Genomic DNA, 19,555 nt, shown 5'->3' with positions numbered 1-19,555 from the left:
CGTCGAGGACATGACTCAGCAGGGGGTGCGCTGGAGCGCGGATCAGGTGCTGGCACTGGCGCCTGACGCCGCGTCACGCAAAGCGGGAAGCAAACTCGGCGCGGCGGGGCCGTGGTCCGAGGCGGGGAGTTCCGACGAGGGGGCGGTGTGGGGGCTGTGCAAGGGCAGTGGCAGCAAGCCGTATCAGACGGTCGTCGACATCGCGGACGCGGCGGGCCCCGCGTACAAGTGCAGTTGTCCGAGCCGCAAGTTCCCGTGCAAGCACGCCCTCGGGCTGCTGCTGCTCTGGGCGGGAGAGGACGGCGCGGTGCCGGCGGGGCAGGCGCCGGACTGGGCTGAGCAGTGGCTGGAGGGGAGAAGGCAGCGCACGGAGCAGAAGCGGGCGGCATGCGCGGCCGGTCCCTCGTCCTCCGCCGCGGATCCGGAAGCGGCACGACGGCGGGTCGAGCGTCGGGCCGAGCGGGTCACCGCGGGCGCGACCGAGCTGGAGCAGCGCCTGGCGGACCTGCTGCGCGGCGGCCTGGCGAGCGCGGAACAGTCGGGGTACGGGCTGTGGGAGGAGACCGCGGCCCGCATGGTCGACGCTCAGGCGCCCGGACTGGCCGCGCGGGTGCGGGAGTTGGGGGCGATCCCGTCGTCCGGCCCCGGCTGGCCGGTGCGCCTGTTGGAGGAGTGCGCGCTGCTCCATCTCCTCGACCAGGGCTGGCTGCGCCGTGAGCAGCTGCCGGACGGCCTCGCGGCGACGGTCCGTTCCCGCATCGGCCTGCCCGGCACGGCGGACGGCGCGCCGCTGCGCGACCGCTGGCTGGTCCTCGCCCAGTACGACACGGCGGACGCCCGCCTGACGACCCGCCGGATCTGGCTCCACGGCTCGGACTCGGGCCGCACCGCCCTGCTCCTCTCCTACGGCGCCGCGGGCCGCGCACCCGAGCTGGCACTGCCCATGGGGCTGGCCCTGGACGCGGAGGTGTCCGCCTATCCGGGGGCCGGCCAGTTGCGGGCGGCCCTGGGCGAGCAGTTCGCCCCGCCGGCACCGTCGGTGACACGGCCACCGGGAGTGACGACGGCCCAGGCGGCCGCCCGTTACGGCGAGGCGTTGCGGGACGACCCGTGGCTGGACTCCGTCCCGGTCACGCTGGAGCGGGTCATACCGGTCCCGGACGGCGACTCCTGGCAGCTCGCGGACGCCGACGAGGATGCCGCGCTGCCGCTGACCCCCGCCGCCCGGGCCCGCCCCGGCCTCTGGCGGCTGGTCGCCCTCTCGGCCGGCGCCCCCGTCAAGGTCTTCGGCGAGTGCGGTCACCGGGGCTTCACCCCGCTGACGGCCTGGCCCGAGGGCGCGGGCGAGGCGGTGCCGCTGTGCTGAGCCGACGGTCCAAGGCCCCCCGTACGACGCTCGCCGGGACGGGCACCTCACGGAAGGGAACCGCATGAACAGCACGTCCACGCCCGTGGGTTCGCCCGCGCCGGGCGCCTGGGAGGAACTCGTCACGGCGGCGCTGCTCGGGACCGAGCGGCGCACACCGCCGGGCGGTGCCTCCGGGCGGGAAGCACCGGTGGCGCTGCTGGACGCGGCGGCCGTGGAGACCGTACGGCGGCGGGCCGGGCTGCGGCCCGCGCGGGCGGCCGGGCGGCCGGAGCCGGCCGCCGGGGACCCGCGCCCCGCGCTGCCCGCCGCGGCGGCCCACAGGCTCGCCCTGCTGCTCGCCGACCGCCCGGGCGCGGGCGGCGGCCGCAGAGGCACCGCACCGGACCTCATGGAACTGCTGCCCCAGTGGCTCGCGGCGGCGAACGCCCGCGGTTTCGCCCCACCTCCACAGGCGCTGCCCGCGCTGCTGGACGCGGCCCGGGGCCGTACGGATCTGCGGCCGGCGGCGCTGGCGTTCGCGGGGCCGCGAGCCGTGTGGCTCGCCCGGCTGAACCCGGACTGGAAGTTCGCCCTGCGCGCCACGCCGGGCGGAGGCGCAGCGCTGCCGCACCCCGAGGACACGGAGCAGATCTGGCGGCTCTGGGAGGAGGGCCTGTTCGCCGAACGGGTCGCGCTGCTGTCCGCCCTGCGCTCCCGCGAGCCCGCCGCCGCGCGCGAACTGCTCACGACGACCTGGCCGACGGAGCGGGCCGAGGACCGTCTGATGTTCCTCGACTCACTGCGCACGGGACTCGGCCCCCGGGACGAGCCCTTCCTGGAACAGGCGCTGTCCGACCGCAGCCGCAACGTGCGGGCGACGGCGGCCGAGTTGCTCTCCGCCCTGCCGGGGTCGGCGCTCGCGGGGCGGATGGCGGTCAGGGCCGCCGCGTGCGTGGCCGTCGACGACGCGCGGGACGCGCCGAGGATCGCCGTCAGGGCTCCGCGCGAGTGCGACGCGAGCATGGAGCGCGACGGTGTCGTGTCCAAGGCGCCGACGGGGCGGGGTGAACGGTCTTGGTGGTTCGGCCAGTTGGTGGAGGCGACACCACTCGGCACATGGTCGGGGCGGCTCGGCGGGCGCACTCCCCGGGAGATCGTGGCGCTGCCGGTGGCGGACGACTGGCAGGGCGAACTGCACGCCGCGTGGTGCCGGGCCGCCGTACGGCAGCGGGACGCCGAGTGGGCCCGGGCGCTGCTCGGCGCCCCCTCCTCGCCGGAGGCCGGCGGGCCGGGGGCGGTGTCCCTGGCCGAGCGCGCCAAGCTCCTCGCCACGCTGGGCGCGGCCGAACGGGCCGACTGGGTGGCCGGGTTCATCGCGGCGCACGGGTTGTCGGAGGCGTTTCAGCTGCTCGGGGTGTGCGCAGTGCCATGGACCGCGCCGCTCGGGCGGGCGGTGGTCGACGCGCTCAACATCGCGCGGGACGCGGGGAGTTACCCATGGAGTTTCAGCGGAGTGATGGGCCTGGCCGAGCGCTGCCTCGACCCTTCGGAGGCCGGCCGCCTGGACGGTCTGCTGGCGATACCGGACGAGTCCGAGGACGCGTCGCCGGGAGCGGGCGGCTATTGGGCGGAGGCGTTCCAGCGCTTGGTCACGACGTTGCGGTTGCGGGCGGCGATGGCCCAGGAGTTGGAGGCGTAGAGCTGTACGTCTTCAGCGCCGGTCGGCTGCATCCAGCCCGTCCGGCGTTTGAGGACGAGGTCTTTCGGGCCGATCGGGGGTCTGGGGGCGGAGCCCCCAGGGGCAGCCACCTCGGCGCACCCGCACTGAACGACGGCCGCACCGCCGGAGGCCTACGCCCCCGCCGGCTGCCGAACGTTGGCCCGCACCCAGTCCACGATCGACTGCGTGGTCGCCCCCGGCGTGAAGATCTCCGCGACGCCCATCTCCTTCAGCGGCGGGATGTCCGCCTCGGGGATGATCCCGCCGCCGAAGACCAGGATGTCCTCCGCGTCCCGCTCCTTGAGCAGAGCGATCACCGCGGCGAAGAGCGTGTTGTGGGCACCGGAGAGGATCGACAGCCCGATCGCGTCGGCGTCCTCCTGGATCGCGGTGTCGACGATCTGCTCGGGCGTCTGGTGGAGGCCGGTGTAGATGACCTCCATACCGGCGTCGCGCAGCGCCCGCGCGATCACCTTGGCTCCGCGATCGTGGCCGTCGAGCCCCGGCTTGGCCACCACCACGCGGATCGGACCGGCTGCCACACCCATCACTGCCTCCATGAAGCGACTGCATTCATCCCTACCGACAAGTACTGCAGTACCCGCACCGGCCGGGGAAGTGAACGAACGTTATCGCCAGCATCCCGCAACCGGCAGTTTCGCGCTGTAGACCGAGGGGGAAATCACACGGTGGGACACGTTCACCGCGCATCGTTCCTATGGGAACACGCGCAACGGGAGCCGCAACGAGGTCGCCGCACCACCGCGCCGCAAGCCGCGCGCCGTGGGGGTACGGCGCGTCGACACCGGCATGAAGGGCACGTAGGGCAGGTCGGCGGCGTCACAGGCGCAACGAGCACCAGAAGCACTACTCGCACAACCCGTACCACCCGCGCCGCATTCGCCGCACAGCGGACTCACCCCACGCGCCCCTCTCATGCCCCGTCGACCGCCTCCGTCGCGGCTTCCCACGAGGGCACACGGGGGACAGAGGCGTCCTCCTGCGTGCCGACAGGAGGTCGGCCATGAAGGTCACCAGGGCAGCGCTGCCCTTTCTTCCGCTCTGTCAGCGGCTGCTCCCGAGCAGACTGGCAGGTCTCTCCCTGGCCCTGCTGAAGGCGACCGCCCTCGAGCTCGCGATCCTCGCGGGCCACCTCCTCCTCTATCCGTCCGGCATCACCCAGGAGCGCCGGGGATCGTCGGTCCCGCTCCCCTCACCGGACGGCGCCGCACAGCTGCCGACCGAGGCCAAGCCCCCGGTCGTCCTTCTCCACGGCTTCATCGACAACCGCTCGGTCTTCGTGCTGCTGCGCCGCAGCCTCGCCCAGCACGGCAGGCAGCAGGTCGAGTCCCTCAACTACTCGCCGCTGACCTGCGACATCCGCACCGCGGCCGAGCTGCTCGGCCGGCATATAGAGGAGATCTGCGAGCGCACGGGCAGCAGTCAGGTCGACATCGTCGGACACAGCCTCGGCGGGCTGATAGCGCGGTACTACGTGCAGCGGCTCGGCGGCGACCTCCGCGTCCGCACACTGGTGACGCTCGGCACCCCGCACTCCGGCACCCGGGTGGTGCCGCTGGCGAACGCCCACCCGATCGTGCGCCAGATGCGCCCCGGCTCCGAGCTGCTCGAGGAACTGACCCGGCCGGCGCCGGGCTGCCGTACGCACTTCGTCAGTTTCTGGAGCGACCTCGACCACCTGATGGATCCGTTGGAGACCGCCTGTATCGACCACCCCGACCTGATGGTGCAGAACGTGCGGGTGAGCGGGATCGGACATCTCGCCCTGCCCGTGCACCCCGCGGTCGCGACCGGGATACGCCAGGCCCTCGACGCCGAACGGACGGGAGCCGAAGCCGCCGCACACGCCGGCGGCCTGACAGTGGCCTGACCGCACCCCGCACAGCCGACTGACAGCCGATCGATATCGAACGACCGTCGAACACAGGGCCAAACCCGTGCCCGCACTCCCCCGAAACACGGCCGAATGCCCGTTTCCTGCGAGCACGAAACCTGTTGAAGATTGTCGAGTCCGCATACCGGCGGGTACAGTCACCGCACTGCTCTGGCAGCCCCTGTTGTCGAGGCGAAAGAGAAGTTGGTGAACGACCGTCACCCGTCGGGGACCATGACCACCCCGGCTCCGGCTTCCGACGCCGCCTCGGCGCACTACGCGTCGTACGGCACCCAGGAAGCCCAGTACGGCGACTTCACCACGTACGGCACCTACGACGCCAGCGGTTTTGCGACCGGCGGCCACGCCACCGCGACCTTCGACGCGGACCCCCTCTTCGGCAGCCTCCCGGGGCAGAGCACCGGCTCGTACGACTCCGGTCAGTGGGCGACGGGCGGCCACCAGACGCCGAACTACGACGTGTACGCGGCCCAGCACCACGCCGCCTACGACACCGGCGCCTACGACACGACCGCCTGGGGCGCCGGCTACCAGCAGCTCTCCGCCATCCCGCCGCAGTCCACCGGACACGACACCTCCGGCCACTGGGACGCGAGCGCCTGGCTCCAACCCGACCGGACCGGCGGCGCGGCCGACCAGACCCAGCACTGGGAATGGGGCACGCAGACCTTCGACACCGGGGTGTACGACGCCACGCAGTGGAATTCCGACGGCCTCGCAGAGGTCGACGCGACCGCAGGTGGCGACCACGAGCCGCAGGCCGACCACGTCTCGTACGACGAAACCGGCTACGACGAACCCGGCCCGGACGGCGGCCGGTTGGACGCCACCGGCGAGCTGCCCGCCGTCGCCGCGCTCCACGACGACACCCCGCTCCTCGACGACCAGGAAGAGGCCACTCCGGTCCCGGCGCCGCGCGCGGCCTCCCGCGGCGGTTCGCGTTCCCGGCGCCGTACGCCTCCCAAGCGGTCCGCGCTGCTGACCATCGCCGTGCCGTCGGCGTGTGTGATGGGGGTGGCGGGCATCGCCGCCGCCTCGGTGGGCACGTTCAGCGGCGACAAGGACACCTCGACGACCGCGTCGGACGCGCAGGCGGTGAAACCGTCCGCCGTCAACAACAAGCTGGACACCCAGATCCAGAGTCTCTCCGCCGGCGCGGACGACTTCGCCGACCGGGCCAGCCGTACGCAGGAGCGCATCGACCTCAAGGCGCAGCAGGCGGCCGAGAAGAAGAAGGCGGCGGCCGAGGCGGCCCGCAAGGAGCGGCTGCGCCCCAAGTACGCCCTGCCGGTGGCCCAGAAGGGGCTCAGCGCCTACTTCGGCCAGGCCGGCATCAACTGGATGTCCGTGCACACCGGCATCGACTTCCCGGTGTCGTACGGCACGACGGTGATGTCCGCGACCGACGGCACCGTGCGCACGCAGTGGAACAGCGCCTACGGCAACATGATGATCGTGACCGCGAAGGACGGTACGGAGACGTGGTACTGCCACCTCTCCAGCTACCGCGTCGCCTCCGGTACGACCGTGAAGGCCGGCGACCCGATCGCGTACTCCGGCAACTCGGGCAACTCGACCGGCCCGCATCTCCACTTCGAGGTACGGCCGGGCGGCGGCTCGGCGATCGACCCGTTGCCTTGGCTGCGCAGCCACGGGCTCGACCCGACCTGATTCCCTGCAACTTCCTTGTGAGCCCCCGCTGTTGAGCGGGGGCTCACTGCGTGCGGGCTACAGCTTCTCCACCGGTGCGTACCGCAGCAGCAGCCGCTTCGGCTTGGCGTCGCCGAAGTCGATCGTCGCCTCGGCGTTCCCGCCCGTGCCCTTCACGGCCACGACCGTGCCGAGCCCGAACTGGTCGTGCGTGACCCGGTCGCCGACGGCGAGCGAGACCACCGGCTTGTCGGAGGCGCGGCTCGTGGCGAAGCCGGACGCTCCCGAGGCCGACGAGCGCGAGCGGGAGGACGACAGGGAGGCCGCCACGCCCGAGGCCGGGCCGGAGGAGACCGGTGCCGTGGCGCCCGTCCGCTTCCAGTCGACGTGCTGGGCCGGGATCTCCTCCAGGAAGCGGGAGGGCGGGTTGTACGACGGCTGGCCCCAGGCGCTCCGCAGGGACGAGCGCGTCAGGTACAGCCGTTCACGCGCGCGCGTGATGCCGACGTAGGCGAGACGCCGCTCCTCCTCCAGTTCCTTGGTCTGGCCGAGGGCGCGCATGTGCGGGAAGACGCCGTCCTCCATGCCGGTCAGGAAGACGACCGGGAACTCGAGGCCCTTGGCCGTGTGCAGGGTCATCAGGGTGATGACGCCGGAGCCGTCCTCGTCCTCGTCGGGGATCTGGTCGGAGTCGGCGACGAGCGCAACCCGCTCCAGGAAGTCGGCGAGCCCGGGGGGCTCCTCGCCCTCGCCCGCCTCCTGCTCGAACTCCAGGGCCACGGCGGCGAGTTCCTGGAGGTTCTCGATACGGGTCTCGTCCTGCGGGTCGGTGGAGGCCTGCAACTCGGCGAGATAGCCGGTCCGTTCGAGTATTGCCTCGAGGACGGTCGCCGGGCCGGCTCCGGACTCGACGATCGTACGGAGGTCCTCCATCAGCGTGTTGAACCGCTTCACGGCGTTGGCCGACCGCGAGGCCATGCCGTACGCCTCGTCGACGCGGCGCAGCGCCTGCGGGAAGCTGATCTTCTCGCGCTGGGCGAGGGCGTCGATCATCGCCTCCGCGCGGTCGCCGATGCCGCGCTTGGGGACGTTGAGGATGCGGCGCAGCGGCACCGAGTCCTCCGGGTTGGCCAGCACCCGCAGGTAGGCCAGGACGTCCCGGACCTCCTTGCGCTCGTAGAAGCGGACGCCGCCGACGACCTTGTAGGGCAGGCCGACGCGGATGAAGACCTCTTCGAAGACACGGGACTGGGCGTTGGTGCGGTAGAAGACGGCGACGTCTCCCGCCTTCGCGTCGCCCGCGTCCGTCAGTCGGTCTATCTCGTCGGCGACGAACTGCGCCTCGTCGTGCTCCGTGTCGGCGACATAGCCCGTGATGCGCGCGCCCGCGCCCGCGTTGGTCCACAGGTTCTTGGGGCGGCGGGACTCGTTGCGCTCGATGACCGCGTTCGCCGCGCTCAGAATGGTCTGCGTGGAGCGGTAGTTCTGCTCCAGGAGGATCGTCGTCGCGTTCGGGTAGTCCTCCTCGAACTGGAGGATGTTGCGGATCGTCGCGCCACGGAAGGCGTAGATCGACTGGTCCGCGTCACCCACGACGCAGAGCTCGGCGGGCTGCAGGTCGTACTCGTTGGGTGGTACGTCCTCGTCGTGCGCGCCCGTGCCGACGAGCTCGCGCACGAGTGCGTACTGGGCGTGGTTGGTGTCCTGGTACTCGTCGACGAGGACATGGCGGAAGCGGCGGCGGTAGTGCTCGGCGACGTCCGGGAAGGCGCGCAGCAGGTTGACCGTCGTCATGATCAGGTCGTCGAAGTCGAGGGCGTTCGCCTCGCGCAGCCGGGACTGGTACATCGCGTAGGCCTGGGCGAGGGTCTTCTCGAAGCCGTCGGAGGCCTGGGCGGCGAAGTCCTCCTCGTCGATCAGCTCGTTCTTCAGGTTCGAGATCTTGGCGCTGAAGGACTTCGGCGGGTAGCGCTTGGGGTCGAGGTCCAGGTCGCGGCAGACCAGGGCCATCAGGCGCTTGCTGTCGGCGGCGTCGTAGATCGAGAACGAGGACGTGAAGCCGAGCTTCTTGCTCTCGCGGCGCAGGATCCGCACGCACGCGCTGTGGAAGGTCATCACCCACATCGCGTTCGCGCGCGGGCCGACGAGCTGCTCGACGCGCTCCTTCATCTCGCCCGCGGCCTTGTTGGTGAACGTGATCGCGAGGATCTGGCCCGGATGCACGTTCCGCTCGCCGAGGAGGTGGGCGATGCGGTGCGTGAGGACACGGGTCTTGCCGGAGCCGGCGCCGGCCACGATGAGCAGCGGGGTGCCGGAGTGGACGACGGCCGCGCGCTGGTTCTCGTTCAGCCCGTCCAGGAGCGCGGCCGCATCGATCACCGGGCGTGGGGCGCCGTCGCGGTAGTACCTGTCCCGGTCCGGCGGCACGTCGAACTTCCCACCGAACAGATCGTCCGGAACCTGCTCCGGTACGTGATCGTCCTCGGGCGGAGGCGGGGGTTCCTCCTCGTGCCCGCGAGGGGCCTGGAGGTTCGCCAGGAAGCTGTCGTCAAAGAGGCTGCTCATCGCCTTCCGAGTCTAGGGCGCCCCACTGACAGCCCGCCGCCACCCCGAGAACATCGTCGGATCCGGCGACCCGGAGGGCCGGGAACCGACCTCCCGGCACCCGGCCCTCCGGCCTCCCGCGCTCAGAAGCCGAGGATCTTCCAGACCTGCCCGCCCGGTGTCTTCTTGCCCTCCAGGACAGTGCCGTCACGGTCCGCGATCGACCAGGCCGAGACGTAGACCTTGCCGTCCCACGGGTCGACGGCCACACCCGCCGGGAACGGCACCTGCACGTTCGTACGCTTGCCGCCCGAGACCTTGGTCACGACGCCGGCGAACAGCTGGCTGACGTACAGGTCGCCGTCACCGTTGAACGCGATGCCCGTGATCGAGCCGAAGCCCGACTTCCAGCCGAGGACCTTGCCGCTCCGGGGATCGACCTTCCACACGCGAGCGGTGGGCTTCTTGGGCTCTCCGTTGAGCTCACCGACGTAGAGGTTGCCGTCGGGACCGAGGGCCAGGGAGGTCGGGACGGCCTCGTGTCCGTCGTGGTTCCTGAAGACCGTGAAGGGGCGGGCCTTGCCGCCCGGGGAGACCTCGACGAGGTCGTTGCCGGCGGCGTCCGCGACGATCCTGCGACCGTCCGGAAGCGCAAGGACGCCGTACGGGTTGGAGTCGACGGACGCCTTGTGCGGGTTGTACTTCAGTTCTACGGCGGAGATGTCGGCGGCGATCCTCGCCTTGCCCCGCTCGATGGACAGCAGCTTGCCGAGCTTGTTCCAGGGCGGGGTGGTGGGCACGCCGGCCTCCGGCGGGGCCCAGGTCTCCACGCCCCAGACGCAGCCGTTCAGGGCCGAGACACCGTCGACGCCGACCGAGAAGCCGCCGTCGGGTGCGCCCGCCGAGGGGAGGCCGTCGACCAGGCGGTAGTGCTTCCAGGCGCCCCCGTCCCAGAAGATCTTGGTGACCGCCGAGGAGAGACCTATGCACGTCGGGCCCTCGGGTCCCTCGCCGAGGCACTTCTTGCCGCCGCGGCCGGCTTCGGCGACGTACAGGTGACCGTTGTCGTACGAGAGCTGGCGCGGGTTGTCGAGGCCCTTGGCGATCACACGGATCACGGGCTTTCCTCCGCCGTGGCCCCCTGCCGCGCTCGCGGGCGCGATGCCCGCGGTGGCGGCGAGGGCGACCGATGTGCCGACGACGAGTGCTGTGCGCTTCCTCATGGCCGAACTCCCTCTCACCCGCCACGGCACCGGACCGTGGCTGGCTGGAAGTTAGCGGTCGGAAGCGGGCGGACGTCGCCACTCCGGTCAAAATACGCACAAGTCGTCGCAGATCACTCCGTATTGGCGACGGCGAGCGACACTCTGACCAAAGGTCACGAAAATGTATCGGGCATATCGAACATCAACCTTCACAGGGGCCACACGAGTTGGCTACCGTTCCGAGCAGGCCGCACGACCCCCACCGGCGAACCTCGCCGGGCCGCGCGGCCTCCGCCGAGTCCGGGGCGCCGCCGCGCAGCCGGAGCCGGGGACCCACACCGACCTTGGGGTGAATCGGCCCAACTGCCCTTCGGGGCACGGGCCGTAGGGCAACCCTTCCGAACCACCCGCCCGAACCCGACAGCTAACTCGGTAGGCGGAAGATGGAAGGAGTCGCCACTCTTGGCGTCGCACCGCAAGTCGCGCCCCTCGGGTACGCGCATAGCAGGCATACGCACCCCCGCTCTCGCCACCGCCGCCCTCACCTCGGTGGCCCTGCTGTCCCAGTCGGCCAACGCCGCCCCCGCCGCCGACGGGAAGCCCAGCCTCGAGGAAGTCGAGAAGAAGGTCGACGACCTCTACCGCCAGGCGGAGTCGGCCACCGAGAAGTACAACGCCGCGAAGGAGAAGACCACCAAGCAGCGCAAGCGCGTCGACACCCTCCTCGACGACGTCGCCAAGCGCACTCAGAAGCTCAACGAAGAGCGGGAGCAGCTTGGTTCCTTCGCCGCCGCCCAGTATCGGACCGGCGCCGCCGCGCCGGACACGGCGACCTTCCTGCTCGCCGACTCCCCGCAGGACTACTTCGACCAGACGCAGCTCATGGGACGGCTGACGTCACGTCAGAAGACTGCGGTGGACGACTACTTCACCGAGCAGTCCGCGACGATGAAGAAGCGTCAGGAGGCCTCCAAGAGCCTCGAGACGCTCACCGAGACGCAGAGCGACCTGCAGACCGCCAAGTCCACGGTGCAGAAAAAGCTCTCCGACGCGCGCGATCTGCTGTCGAAGCTGACCGCCGAGGAGAAGGCGCGGCTCGCGGCGATCCAGAAGGAGAAGGAAGAGGAGGCCGCCCGCAAGGCCGCGGAGCTCGCGAAGCAGCAGGCGGCGGCTGCGGAGAAGGCCAAGGAGGAGGCCGCGGCCCAGGACAGCGGCTCGTCCTCCGACACCGGTTCCGGCACCGGCACCGGCACCTCGGACTCCTCCTACTCCACCAAGGCCGAGAAGGCGCTCGCCTTCGCCCGCGCGCAGATCGGCAAGCCGTACGTCTGGGGCGCCACCGGCCCCGGCTCCTACGACTGCTCCGGCCTCACCCAGGCCGCCTGGAAGGCCGCCGGCGTCTCCCTCCCGCGCACCACCTGGGATCAGGTGAATGCCGGCACCACGGTCTCCCTCGCGGACGCCCAGCCCGGCGACCTGATCTTCTTCTACGACGACATCAGCCACGTCGGCATCTACATCGGCAACGGCATGATGATCCACGCACCGAAGCCGGGCGCGTACGTCCGCGAGGAGTCGATCTACTACGGCGGCGAGTCGATCATCCACAGCGTGGTGCGGCCGGCGTAGGGCACCGGACCCGACGATCGCGTCGGAGCGGGCGCAGGGCGGGGCAGAGGTCCCGTGCCCTGCGCCCGCGCGCATTTCCTCGCTCCCGCGCGCGTGCCCCCGCTCGCGCGGCGTGCCGGGCTCCATAGCATCGGCCCCATGTCCGGCCTCTCCCGCCCGTCCGTCCCGTCCCGCCTCTCCCCTTTGCGCGCCTGGTGGGCGCGGCGTTCGCCGGCGGCCGGGGCTGCCGTGATGGCGACCGGCATCCTGTCGGTCGGGCTGCATCTGACCGGGTACGAGGTGCTGTCGCGGGTGACGCTCGGGCTGGCCGCTGCCGCCTGGGTCGCGCTGGCGGCGAACTTCGTCGAGCGGCTGGTGCGGGAGCGGGAGAGGTGGCGCGCGGAGGCGGGGACGCCGGGCGCGCTCACCGCCGTCGCGGCGACGTGTGTGCTCGGCACCCGGTTCTCCGCCCTGGGCAGGCAGACCCTCGCCGAGGCCCTGCTCGCGCTGGCGGCCGTGCTGTGGCCGGTGCTGCTCGTGGGCGTCGCACGACACTGGCGGCGGCGTATGCCGGGCACAGTGTTCCTGTGCTGCGTGGCCACTCAGGGGCTCGCCGTGCTCGGGGCCGCGCTCGCCGGGGCCGAGGCGACGGCGTGGCTCGCGCACACGGCGCTCGTGCTGTTCTGGCTCGGGCTCGTCCTCTACGGCTTCGCGCTGACCCGTTTCGATCTTCGGCAGGTCGTCGACGGGGCCGGGGACCACTGGATCGCGGGCGGTGCGCTCGCCATCTCGGCGCTCGCCGGAGCGAAACTCGTCGCCGCCGACAGCGCGCGCCTGTATCTGTGGAACGACGACGACCGCGGCGTCCTGCGCGCCGTCACCGTCATGCTGCTCGTGCTGGACCTGGCCTGGTACGTCGTCCTGCTCGTGGCGGAGGCGGTGCGGCCGCGGCTGCGCTACGACGTGCGCCGCTGGGCGACCGTGTTCCCGATGGGGATGACCGCGGCGGGCACGCTGTCCGTCGCCGCCGCGCTCGACGTCCCGTGGCTCGAGACGCCCGGGGAGGTGCTGCTGTGGATGGCGGTGGCGGCGTGGCTGGCCGTCGCCGCCGGGGCGGTCCGGGCCTACGCCGCAGCAGCCGCCGAACCGACCGCCGCCCAGGTCACGTCCACAGCACGGCGATGAAGATGTTCGCCGTGGTGAGCAGGCCCACCAGGCCGAACAGGCTCTTGTCCACCTTCTCGTCGTCCCGCTTCACATAGACCAGGCCGAGGATCACGATCAGCAGGGCCAGCTTCACGCCGATCTTGATGTTGTTGACGTGCTGGTCGTCGGCCTGGTTGAGGCCGACCAGGATCGCGCCGGTGACCAGCATCGTCAGCGCGCCGTGCAGCATCGCCGGGACGAAGCGGGCCTCGTCGCGGCCCATCGCCCTGATCTGGGTGAGGAAGCCGCCGAGGAGCGCGGCGATGCCGACGATGTGCAGACCGACGAAGAGATGGATGAGTACGTCCATGAGGCCGGAGCTTAAACAGGGGCGCACGGTGCGCCCGACACCGGCCCACCCCGTCCGTGCCGTCCGTGCATGAGTCCCACGCGGGTCGATCTTGCACAAATGCGCTCCATAGCACTCCGTCGCCCACCCGGGTCCCGGAACCGGCACATCGGTCAGCGCACCGCGTGAAGTCGACCGCGTGGTGCCTGGATCACGGCCCGATGCGGTCACCCGGCGATCCCCTCGCGGCACTTCCGCACATCGCGTTACCGGGCCGACACGGGCAGGTTTAGCGTCCTCCACCAGGTGACCGGCTCCCCACCGCCGCCCGGGCCAGGGGCGGCAGTCGGCCACCACCGCCGAGAAGGTCCGGCGGCGGCCTGCTCCCCCTGTGCGGGCGGCCGCCGGACGCGGAGGGGGCGTCCCTCTGCACCGCCCCGGTACGAGACGGTCGTACGAAAGGACGTGCAGTCCACGTGGCAGCGCACCGCAAGCCCGGTCGGCTTTCGCTCGGCGGCAGTTCGGCCCGGACCGCCTTCACGATCGCCCTGGCGGGCGCGGCGACCGCGACGGCCTTCGACGGGACCGGCCAGGCCGCGCCGAACCTGACTCCGGCGCAGGTCAAGGCGAAGGTGGACCAGCTGTACCAGGAGGCGGAGGAAGCCACCGAGAAGTACAACGGGGCGAAGGAGAAGGCGGACGCCGCCGAAGAGCGGCTGTCGGCGCTGCGGGACGAGGCGGCACGCAAGACGGACAAGCTCAACTCGGCGCGGGACGCGCTGGGTTCGATGGCCGCGGCCCAGTACCGCGACGGCGGCCTCGACCCGGCGCTGCAGCTCGCGCTGTCCGACGACCCCGACCACTATCTCGAGGGCGCCGAGTTCGTCGACCGGGCGGGCACCCGGCAGGCGGCCGCGGTCGCGAGCGTACGCAAGCAGCTGCGGGAGATCGAGCAGTTGCGCGGGGCCGCACGCATCGAGTTGGCCTCGCTCAAGTCGCGGCAGGCGGAGCTGAAGCGGGAGAAGAAGACGATCACCGGGAAGCTGGACGCGGCGCGGCAGCTGATGTCCCGGCTGACGGCGCAAGAGCGCGCGCGGCTCGGGTTGGCCGGCGGCGGCACGGACCGCGCCTCACGTTCCGGCTCGGGTGCGCGCATCGGCCTGGAGGCCCCCGGCTTCACCACCGCCCAGGCGCCCGACTCCCGTGCCGCGGCCGCCGTCTCCTACGCCTACGCCAAGCTCGGCAGCCCCTACGTCTGGGGCGCGACCGGCCCGGACGCCTTCGACTGCTCGGGGCTCGTCCAGGCCGCCTACCGCTCCGCGGGGATATCCCTGCCCCGCACGACGTACGCCCAGATCGGCGCCGGCCGTCGCGTCTCGCGCTCCGAACTGGCGCCGGGCGACCTGGTGTTCTTCTACTCCGGCATCAGCCACGTGGGCATCTACGTCGGCAACGGCCAGATGATCCACGCCCCGAACCCGTCGGCTCCGGTGCGGATCGCGCCGATCGACGAGATGCCGTTCGCGGGCGCCACACGCGTGGCCTGAGCGGACCGCGCGGCACTCACACCAGCCGTCGCGCCGTCGCCCAACGCGTCAGCTCGTGCCGGTTCGAGAGCTGCAACTTCCGCAGCACCGCCGAGACATGGGACTCGACCGTCTTCACGGAGATGAACAGCTGCTTGGCGATCTCCTTGTACGCGTATCCGCGGGCGATGAGCCGCAGGACCTCCCGTTCCCGCTGGGTGAGGCGGTCCAGGTCCTCGTCGACCGGCGGGGCGTCGGTGGAGGCGAAGGCGTCCAGGACGAAGCCGGCCAGTCGCGGGGAGAAGACGGCGTCGCCTTCCTGCACGCGGAAGACGGAGTTGACGAGGTCGGTGCCGGTGATGGTCTTGGTGACATAGCCGCGTGCACCGCCGCGGATCACGCCGATCACGTCCTCCGCCGCGTCCGACACGGACAGGGCGAGGAAGCGGACCGGCTGCTCGGCGTCCGCCATCAACGCGGCGCAGCGGCGCAGGACTTCGACCCCGCCGCCGCCCGGGAGGTGCACGTCGAGGAGGACCACCTCGGGTCGGGTCGCGGTGATGACCGTGACCGCCTGGTCGACGTCCGCGGCCTCGCCGACGACCTCGACTCCGGTCTCGTCGGTCCGGCCGATCTCGGCCTGCACTCCGGTACGGAACATGCGGTGGTCGTCGACGAGGACCACGCGCACATGCCGCTCGCCGGCGCTCCCGCCGGTCGACTCCACGGGCTCGTTCGCCTCGGTCGGGTCGCTCATGACGTCTTCTCCGCCCTCTCCATCTCCAGCTCGACCTCCGTGCCGCCGTCCGGCACCGCGCGCAGTCGCGCCGTGCCGCCGTGGCGCTCCATGCGGCCGATGATCGATTCTCTGACGCCCATGCGGTCGGCGGGTATCGAGTCGGGGTCGAAGCCGGGGCCGCGGTCCCGGACCGACACGAAGACCGTCTTCCCCTCCACTTCGGCGTAGACCTGCACCGCGCCGCCCTCGCCACCGTACTTGGCCGCGTTCACCATCGCCTCGCGCGCGGCCTGCATCTGTGCGCCGATCCTCTCGTCGAGCGGGCAGTCGCCGACTATGACGACCTCTATGGGGACGCCGTGCTTGTCCTCCACCTCGGCGGCGTTGCGCCGCACCGCGTCGGCGAGGTTGTCGGGTTCGTCGGCCTCGTCCTTGCCGGTGCCCTCCGGCTTGTAGAGCCAGGTGCGCAGGTCGCGCTCCTGGGCGCGGGCGAGGCGGCGTACCTCGTTCGCGTTCTCCGCGTTGCGCTGGATCAGGGTCAGGGTGTGCAGCACGGAGTCGTGGACATGGGCGGCGACCTCGGCGCGCTCCTGGGCGCGGATGCGCATCAGCCGTTCCTCGGAGAGGTCCTGGGTCATACGGACGAGGTACGGCCCCGCGAGGAGCGTTATCCCGACGAGGACCGCGAGGGCCGCCTGCAGGACGGAGCCGAGGTGGGCGGCGGAGCCCTGCAGGACGAAGATGCCGGAGGCGCCCGCGGTGACGAGGAGGACGCCGCCCGCGGCACGCAGCAGGGTCAGCGTGCGCCGGCGGCTGCCGACCTCGGCCCAGCGGGCCCGGCGGGCGTTGTCCGCCTGGCGCCAGACGAGGGCGACACCCGCGCCGACGAGGACCACGGGCCAGAGGTAGACCTTGGCGCCGCCGCTCAGATTGACGTTGCCCACGAAGATCATGGCCACCACGACCATGAGGAGCAGGGCGACGATCTGCCCCCGGTCCGGCCTGCGGGCGACGAGCCTGCGGCGGCCGTCGGGCGAGGTCTCGGTGCTGACGAACGACGGGGCCTTCTGACCGCCGACGCCGCCGACGCCGAGCGGCACGAAGAACCAGAACGCGGCGTACAGCAGCGCGCCCAGGCCGTCCGCCATGAACAGGCCGACGAACACCAGCCGCACCCAGATGACGGGCAGCCCGAGGTGTCCGGCGAGCCCCCGCGCCACACCACCGAGCCAGCGTCCGTCGCTGCTGCGGTAGAGCTTGCGCGGCGGCCGCGGTTCGACGAGGGGCGCTGCAGCGGCTTCCGGCATGCCATCGATACTCACACGGCCAAAGGACACGGGCATCAGGGTCGACCCCCGATACTCCCCTGATCTTCGGCGGCCGGGCCCGTCGAACGCTTCCCGGGCGCCGGCTCAGGGGCGATATCAGGGTCCGGCCAGGGTCGTTCCGACTCCCGCCGGAGCCGCCCGCCCGTCACCATGGACACATGACAGATCACGAGCACGCCGCGACGGGTCCGGGACCCGGCTCCGGCCCGCGCCCCGCTTCGGGCGCCGGGCCGCAGGATGCCGCGCCCGCCGCGGATGCCGCACCCGCGGGCGCGCGGGAAGAGGGGGGTGCACAGGCGGAGGCCGCCGAGGCTCCCCACAGGCTCCGGCGCGACCGGCGGTACAAGCTGCTGGCCGGGGTGTGCTCCGGACTCGGGCGGCAGTGCGACATGGACCCGGTGATCTTCCGCATCACGCTCGTCATCCTCTCCGCGACCGGCGGCATCGGCCTGATCTTCTACGGCTTCGCCTGGCTCCTCGTCCCGTACGGGGACGAGGAGCAGAACGAGGTCCGCAAGCTGCTGACCGGCCGGGTCGACGGCCAGGCCCTGACCGCAGTGCTGTTCGCGCTGGTCGGCTGCGGTGTGTTCCTGACGATGCTGAAGAACGGCGGGGTGCTGGCCTTCTCCGTCGTCCTGTCCCTGCTCCTCGCGGGCGCCGGGTACTGGTCGCGGCAGCGCGGCGCCCCCGACCCCGACCCGCTGGCCGCCCAGGCCGTCGCCGACGCCCCGCCGGAGGCCCAGGCGCCGCCGGTCCCGGCCGCCTACCCGTCCTGGTGGCGCGACCCCATCGTCAAGGACGGCACGCATGACGGCGGCACCGGCTACCTCTGGGGTCCCCGCGACTCCCGCGACCGGGACATCGCGGCGGCGGTCAACATCGGCCTCGGCAACTCCTGGACCGACCGCGCGGACACACGGACCCCGCGCGCGCCCGCGCCGAAGCCGCGCGGCCCCCGCTGGATCGGCGGCTGGATCTTCCTGCTCGCCCTGCTCGCGGGCGGCCTCGGCACCGGGCTGACGTGGGACGACCACGCGCTCGGCACCAGCCTGCAGGCCGGCCTGGCCGCCGCGCTCGTGGTCTTCGGCCTGGGCATCGCGGTCAGCTCGTTCCTCGGGCGTACGGGGGCGGGGTCGGTCTTCCTCGCCGTCGTCACGGCGGCCCTGCTCGCCGCGTCGGCCGCGCTGCCCAAGGACATCGCCACGCACTGGACGCACACCACCTGGCGGCCCGCCGCGGTGGCGGACGTGCAGGAGAAGTACGACGTCGGCAGCGGTGTCGGCACCCTGGACCTGACCCGGCTGCAGCTGGCGAAGGGGCAGACGGTGCGCACGGGGGCGGAGGTCGGCATGGGCCGCCTGAAGGTGATCGTGCCGAAGGACGTGACCGTGAAGCTGACGATCGCCGTGGGCGTGGGCGACATCCAGCTGCCGGGCGACGAGCAGAAGGATGTGGATGTGGAGCCGGGCAAGCACAAGGACGTCACCCTGCCGCCGGTCACGGGCGGCAAGAACACCGGCACGCTCGACCTCGACCTCCAGGTCGGGCTCGGACAGGCGGAGGTGAGCCGTGCTGCGTCATGAGTTCCAGCCCGGGAGGCTCGTCGCCGGCGCGTTCCTCGCCCTCGCCGGCGCCGTCTACGCCGGGGATGCGGGGGGCCTTTGGGAGACGCCCTGGTTCGCGGTGATACCCGTCGTCATCGGCGGGCTGTGCCTCGCCGGTGCGGTGGGGGTGCTGAGCCGGGGCATACGTCGGCGACGAGCGGTGGCGGCGCAGAAGGGCCCGGCGGAGCCCCGGTTGGACGCATCGGGGTGACGCCACCGGTAGCCCCCGCCGGCCGGGAGCTACCGGTAACCTCCCGCCCGCTGCATTCGCCGCGCGCGGAGTGCGGCGTCCAGTGAGAACACGGAGGCGCCCGCGAGGATCAGGGGGAGCCAGGCCATCAGGTAGGCGAGGTCGTTGCCGTAGTAGTACGGGTCGGAGGCCCAGCTCACCGTCATCCAGAGGCTGAAGGAGATCAGCGCGCCGCCGAGCGCCGCCAGGCGGGCGAGCAGGCCGATCAGGGTGCCGATGCCGACGGCCAGCTCGCCGAAGGCGATCGCGTAGCCGAAGCCGACGGGATTCTTCAGCGCCAGGTCGACCAGGGCCGGGATGGCGGAGGAGTCGCGCACGGAGCGCATCGTCTCGCCGATCGAACCCGAGCCGGAGGACTTCATGAACGCGCTGTCGGTGAGTTTGTCCAGCCCGGCGTAGATGAAGGTGACGCCGAGAAAGACGCGAAGAGGAAGGAGGGCGAAGCGGGTGGCGGTGTCGCGCCAGCCCCGGTCGCCGTCCAGATAGGGGGTGTGCGTGTCCGTGCGCATGCCGTGAGTCATCACTGTCGCCTCTCGCCCGCTGGGCCGGGACCCCTCAAAAGACGATACGTACGTAAAGGGCGGCACGCTCAATTCGTGCGGGCCGTTTTCTGACCTGGTGCC

Annotated in this window: 16 protein-coding genes and 1 riboswitch; of the genes, 9 read left to right on the top strand and 7 right to left on the bottom strand. The window is 71.9% G+C overall.

Translation table 11 applies throughout. The annotated features are described in order from the left end of the window. Window positions 1-10 precede the first annotated feature (10 nt). Complete coding sequence (locus ABZ880_RS25010; RefSeq protein ID WP_361266756.1) at window positions 11-1,366, top strand: SWIM zinc finger family protein; 1,356 nt, start codon at window positions 11-13, stop codon at window positions 1,364-1,366. Between the two features lie 64 nt (window positions 1,367-1,430). Next, a complete protein-coding gene (locus tag ABZ880_RS25005; RefSeq protein WP_361266754.1) occupies window positions 1,431-3,047 on the top strand; it encodes a DUF5691 domain-containing protein in 1,617 nt (538 codons plus the stop codon). A 152-nt stretch (window positions 3,048-3,199) separates the two neighbouring features. Here ABZ880_RS25005 and ABZ880_RS25000 read toward each other — a convergent pair whose 3' ends face one another. Next, complete coding sequence (locus tag ABZ880_RS25000) at window positions 3,200-3,616, bottom strand: cobalamin B12-binding domain-containing protein (protein WP_361266752.1); 417 nt, start codon at window positions 3,614-3,616, stop codon at window positions 3,200-3,202. A 476-nt stretch (window positions 3,617-4,092) separates the two neighbouring features. Between ABZ880_RS25000 and ABZ880_RS24995 the strand changes: the two genes are divergently transcribed. Both ABZ880_RS24995 and ABZ880_RS24990 read left to right on the top strand, forming a co-directional pair. Then, on the top strand, window positions 4,093-4,959 hold the full coding sequence (locus ABZ880_RS24995) for an alpha/beta fold hydrolase (RefSeq protein ID WP_361266750.1): 867 nt from the start codon (window positions 4,093-4,095) through the stop codon (window positions 4,957-4,959). 237 nt (window positions 4,960-5,196) lie between these two features. Continuing rightward, window positions 5,197-6,654, top strand: coding sequence for a M23 family metallopeptidase (locus ABZ880_RS24990; protein ID WP_361267100.1), 1,458 nt, complete (start codon window positions 5,197-5,199; stop codon window positions 6,652-6,654). Window positions 6,655-6,711: 57 nt separating this feature from the next. On the opposite strand, the gene pcrA is transcribed toward ABZ880_RS24990, so the two are convergent. Together pcrA and ABZ880_RS24980 are read right to left on the bottom strand one after the other, a co-directional pair. After that, window positions 6,712-9,198, bottom strand: a complete 2,487-nt coding sequence (gene pcrA, locus ABZ880_RS24985) for a DNA helicase PcrA (RefSeq protein WP_361266748.1) — start codon at window positions 9,196-9,198, stop codon at window positions 6,712-6,714. A gap of 122 nt (window positions 9,199-9,320) precedes the next feature. Further along, a complete protein-coding gene (locus tag ABZ880_RS24980; protein ID WP_361266746.1) occupies window positions 9,321-10,400 on the bottom strand; it encodes a ScyD/ScyE family protein in 1,080 nt (359 codons plus the stop codon). Between the two features lie 264 nt (window positions 10,401-10,664). Continuing rightward, window positions 10,665-10,837, top strand: a riboswitch (cyclic di-AMP (ydaO/yuaA leader). 7 nt (window positions 10,838-10,844) lie between these two features. Between ABZ880_RS24980 and ABZ880_RS24975 the strand changes: the two genes are divergently transcribed. Both ABZ880_RS24975 and ABZ880_RS24970 read left to right on the top strand, forming a co-directional pair. After that, window positions 10,845-12,011, top strand: coding sequence for an NlpC/P60 family protein (locus ABZ880_RS24975; RefSeq protein WP_361266744.1), 1,167 nt, complete (start codon window positions 10,845-10,847; stop codon window positions 12,009-12,011). Window positions 12,012-12,149: 138 nt separating this feature from the next. Further along, window positions 12,150-13,175 carry a tellurite resistance/C4-dicarboxylate transporter family protein gene (locus tag ABZ880_RS24970; protein ID WP_361266742.1) on the top strand — a complete coding sequence of 342 codons (1,026 nt, stop codon included), beginning with the start codon at window positions 12,150-12,152 and terminating at the stop codon, window positions 13,173-13,175. On the opposite strand, the gene ABZ880_RS24965 is transcribed toward ABZ880_RS24970, so the two are convergent. Further along, the gene (locus ABZ880_RS24965) at window positions 13,153-13,506 is read right to left on the bottom strand and encodes a hypothetical protein (protein WP_361266740.1); all 354 of its coding nucleotides are present in this window, start codon (window positions 13,504-13,506) and stop codon (window positions 13,153-13,155) included. The genes ABZ880_RS24970 and ABZ880_RS24965 overlap by 23 nt on opposite strands. A gap of 455 nt (window positions 13,507-13,961) precedes the next feature. Here ABZ880_RS24965 and ABZ880_RS24960 point away from each other — a divergent pair, with 455 nt between their 5' ends. Continuing rightward, window positions 13,962-15,032 (top strand): NlpC/P60 family protein, encoded by a 1,071-nt coding sequence (locus tag ABZ880_RS24960; protein ID WP_361266738.1) that lies wholly within the window; start codon window positions 13,962-13,964, stop codon window positions 15,030-15,032. 16 nt (window positions 15,033-15,048) lie between these two features. On the opposite strand, the gene ABZ880_RS24955 is transcribed toward ABZ880_RS24960, so the two are convergent. Both ABZ880_RS24955 and ABZ880_RS24950 read right to left on the bottom strand, forming a co-directional pair. Next, window positions 15,049-15,768 carry a response regulator transcription factor gene (locus tag ABZ880_RS24955; RefSeq protein ID WP_361266736.1) on the bottom strand — a complete coding sequence of 240 codons (720 nt, stop codon included), beginning with the start codon at window positions 15,766-15,768 and terminating at the stop codon, window positions 15,049-15,051. Beyond that, window positions 15,765-17,093 carry a PspC domain-containing protein gene (locus ABZ880_RS24950; RefSeq protein ID WP_361266734.1) on the bottom strand — a complete coding sequence of 443 codons (1,329 nt, stop codon included), beginning with the start codon at window positions 17,091-17,093 and terminating at the stop codon, window positions 15,765-15,767. The genes ABZ880_RS24955 and ABZ880_RS24950 overlap by 4 nt, the downstream gene beginning before the upstream one ends. Before the next feature lie 143 nt (window positions 17,094-17,236). On the opposite strand from ABZ880_RS24950, the gene ABZ880_RS24945 reads away from it, so the two are divergent. Next, a complete protein-coding gene (locus ABZ880_RS24945) occupies window positions 17,237-18,661 on the top strand; it encodes a PspC domain-containing protein (protein ID WP_361266732.1) in 1,425 nt (474 codons plus the stop codon). Beyond that, window positions 18,648-18,893 (top strand): hypothetical protein, encoded by a 246-nt coding sequence (locus tag ABZ880_RS24940; RefSeq protein WP_361266730.1) that lies wholly within the window; start codon window positions 18,648-18,650, stop codon window positions 18,891-18,893. Before ABZ880_RS24945 ends, ABZ880_RS24940 begins: the two co-directional genes overlap by 14 nt. Before the next feature lie 29 nt (window positions 18,894-18,922). Here the strand turns inward: ABZ880_RS24940 and ABZ880_RS24935 are convergent, their stop codons facing one another. After that, window positions 18,923-19,453 (bottom strand): TQO small subunit DoxD, encoded by a 531-nt coding sequence (locus ABZ880_RS24935; RefSeq protein WP_361266728.1) that lies wholly within the window; start codon window positions 19,451-19,453, stop codon window positions 18,923-18,925. Window positions 19,454-19,555 lie beyond the last annotated feature (102 nt).

The sequence above is a fragment of the Streptomyces sp. NPDC047043 genome, from assembly GCF_040644055.1.
Taxonomy (GTDB): domain Bacteria; phylum Actinomycetota; class Actinomycetes; order Streptomycetales; family Streptomycetaceae; genus Streptomyces.
Note: the sequence above shows the minus strand (reverse complement) of the source record. Positions and strands in the feature narration are given on the sequence as shown.

Coding starts and splice junctions, on each gene's coding strand:
- ABZ880_RS25010 (WP_361266756.1), top strand. CDS start 11: ATGACTCAGCAGGGGGTGCGCTGGAGCGCGGATCAGGTGCTGGCACTG.
- ABZ880_RS25005 (WP_361266754.1), top strand. CDS start 1,431: ATGAACAGCACGTCCACGCCCGTGGGTTCGCCCGCGCCGGGCGCCTGG.
- ABZ880_RS25000 (WP_361266752.1), bottom strand. CDS start 3,616: ATGGGTGTGGCAGCCGGTCCGATCCGCGTGGTGGTGGCCAAGCCGGGG.
- ABZ880_RS24995 (WP_361266750.1), top strand. CDS start 4,093: ATGAAGGTCACCAGGGCAGCGCTGCCCTTTCTTCCGCTCTGTCAGCGG.
- ABZ880_RS24990 (WP_361267100.1), top strand. CDS start 5,197: ATGACCACCCCGGCTCCGGCTTCCGACGCCGCCTCGGCGCACTACGCG.
- pcrA (WP_361266748.1), bottom strand. CDS start 9,198: ATGAGCAGCCTCTTTGACGACAGCTTCCTGGCGAACCTCCAGGCCCCT.
- ABZ880_RS24980 (WP_361266746.1), bottom strand. CDS start 10,400: ATGAGGAAGCGCACAGCACTCGTCGTCGGCACATCGGTCGCCCTCGCC.
- ABZ880_RS24970 (WP_361266742.1), top strand. CDS start 12,150: ATGTCCGGCCTCTCCCGCCCGTCCGTCCCGTCCCGCCTCTCCCCTTTG.
- ABZ880_RS24965 (WP_361266740.1), bottom strand. CDS start 13,506: ATGGACGTACTCATCCATCTCTTCGTCGGTCTGCACATCGTCGGCATC.
- ABZ880_RS24955 (WP_361266736.1), bottom strand. CDS start 15,768: ATGAGCGACCCGACCGAGGCGAACGAGCCCGTGGAGTCGACCGGCGGG.
- ABZ880_RS24950 (WP_361266734.1), bottom strand. CDS start 17,093: ATGCCCGTGTCCTTTGGCCGTGTGAGTATCGATGGCATGCCGGAAGCC.
- ABZ880_RS24945 (WP_361266732.1), top strand. CDS start 17,237: ATGACAGATCACGAGCACGCCGCGACGGGTCCGGGACCCGGCTCCGGC.
- ABZ880_RS24935 (WP_361266728.1), bottom strand. CDS start 19,453: ATGACTCACGGCATGCGCACGGACACGCACACCCCCTATCTGGACGGC.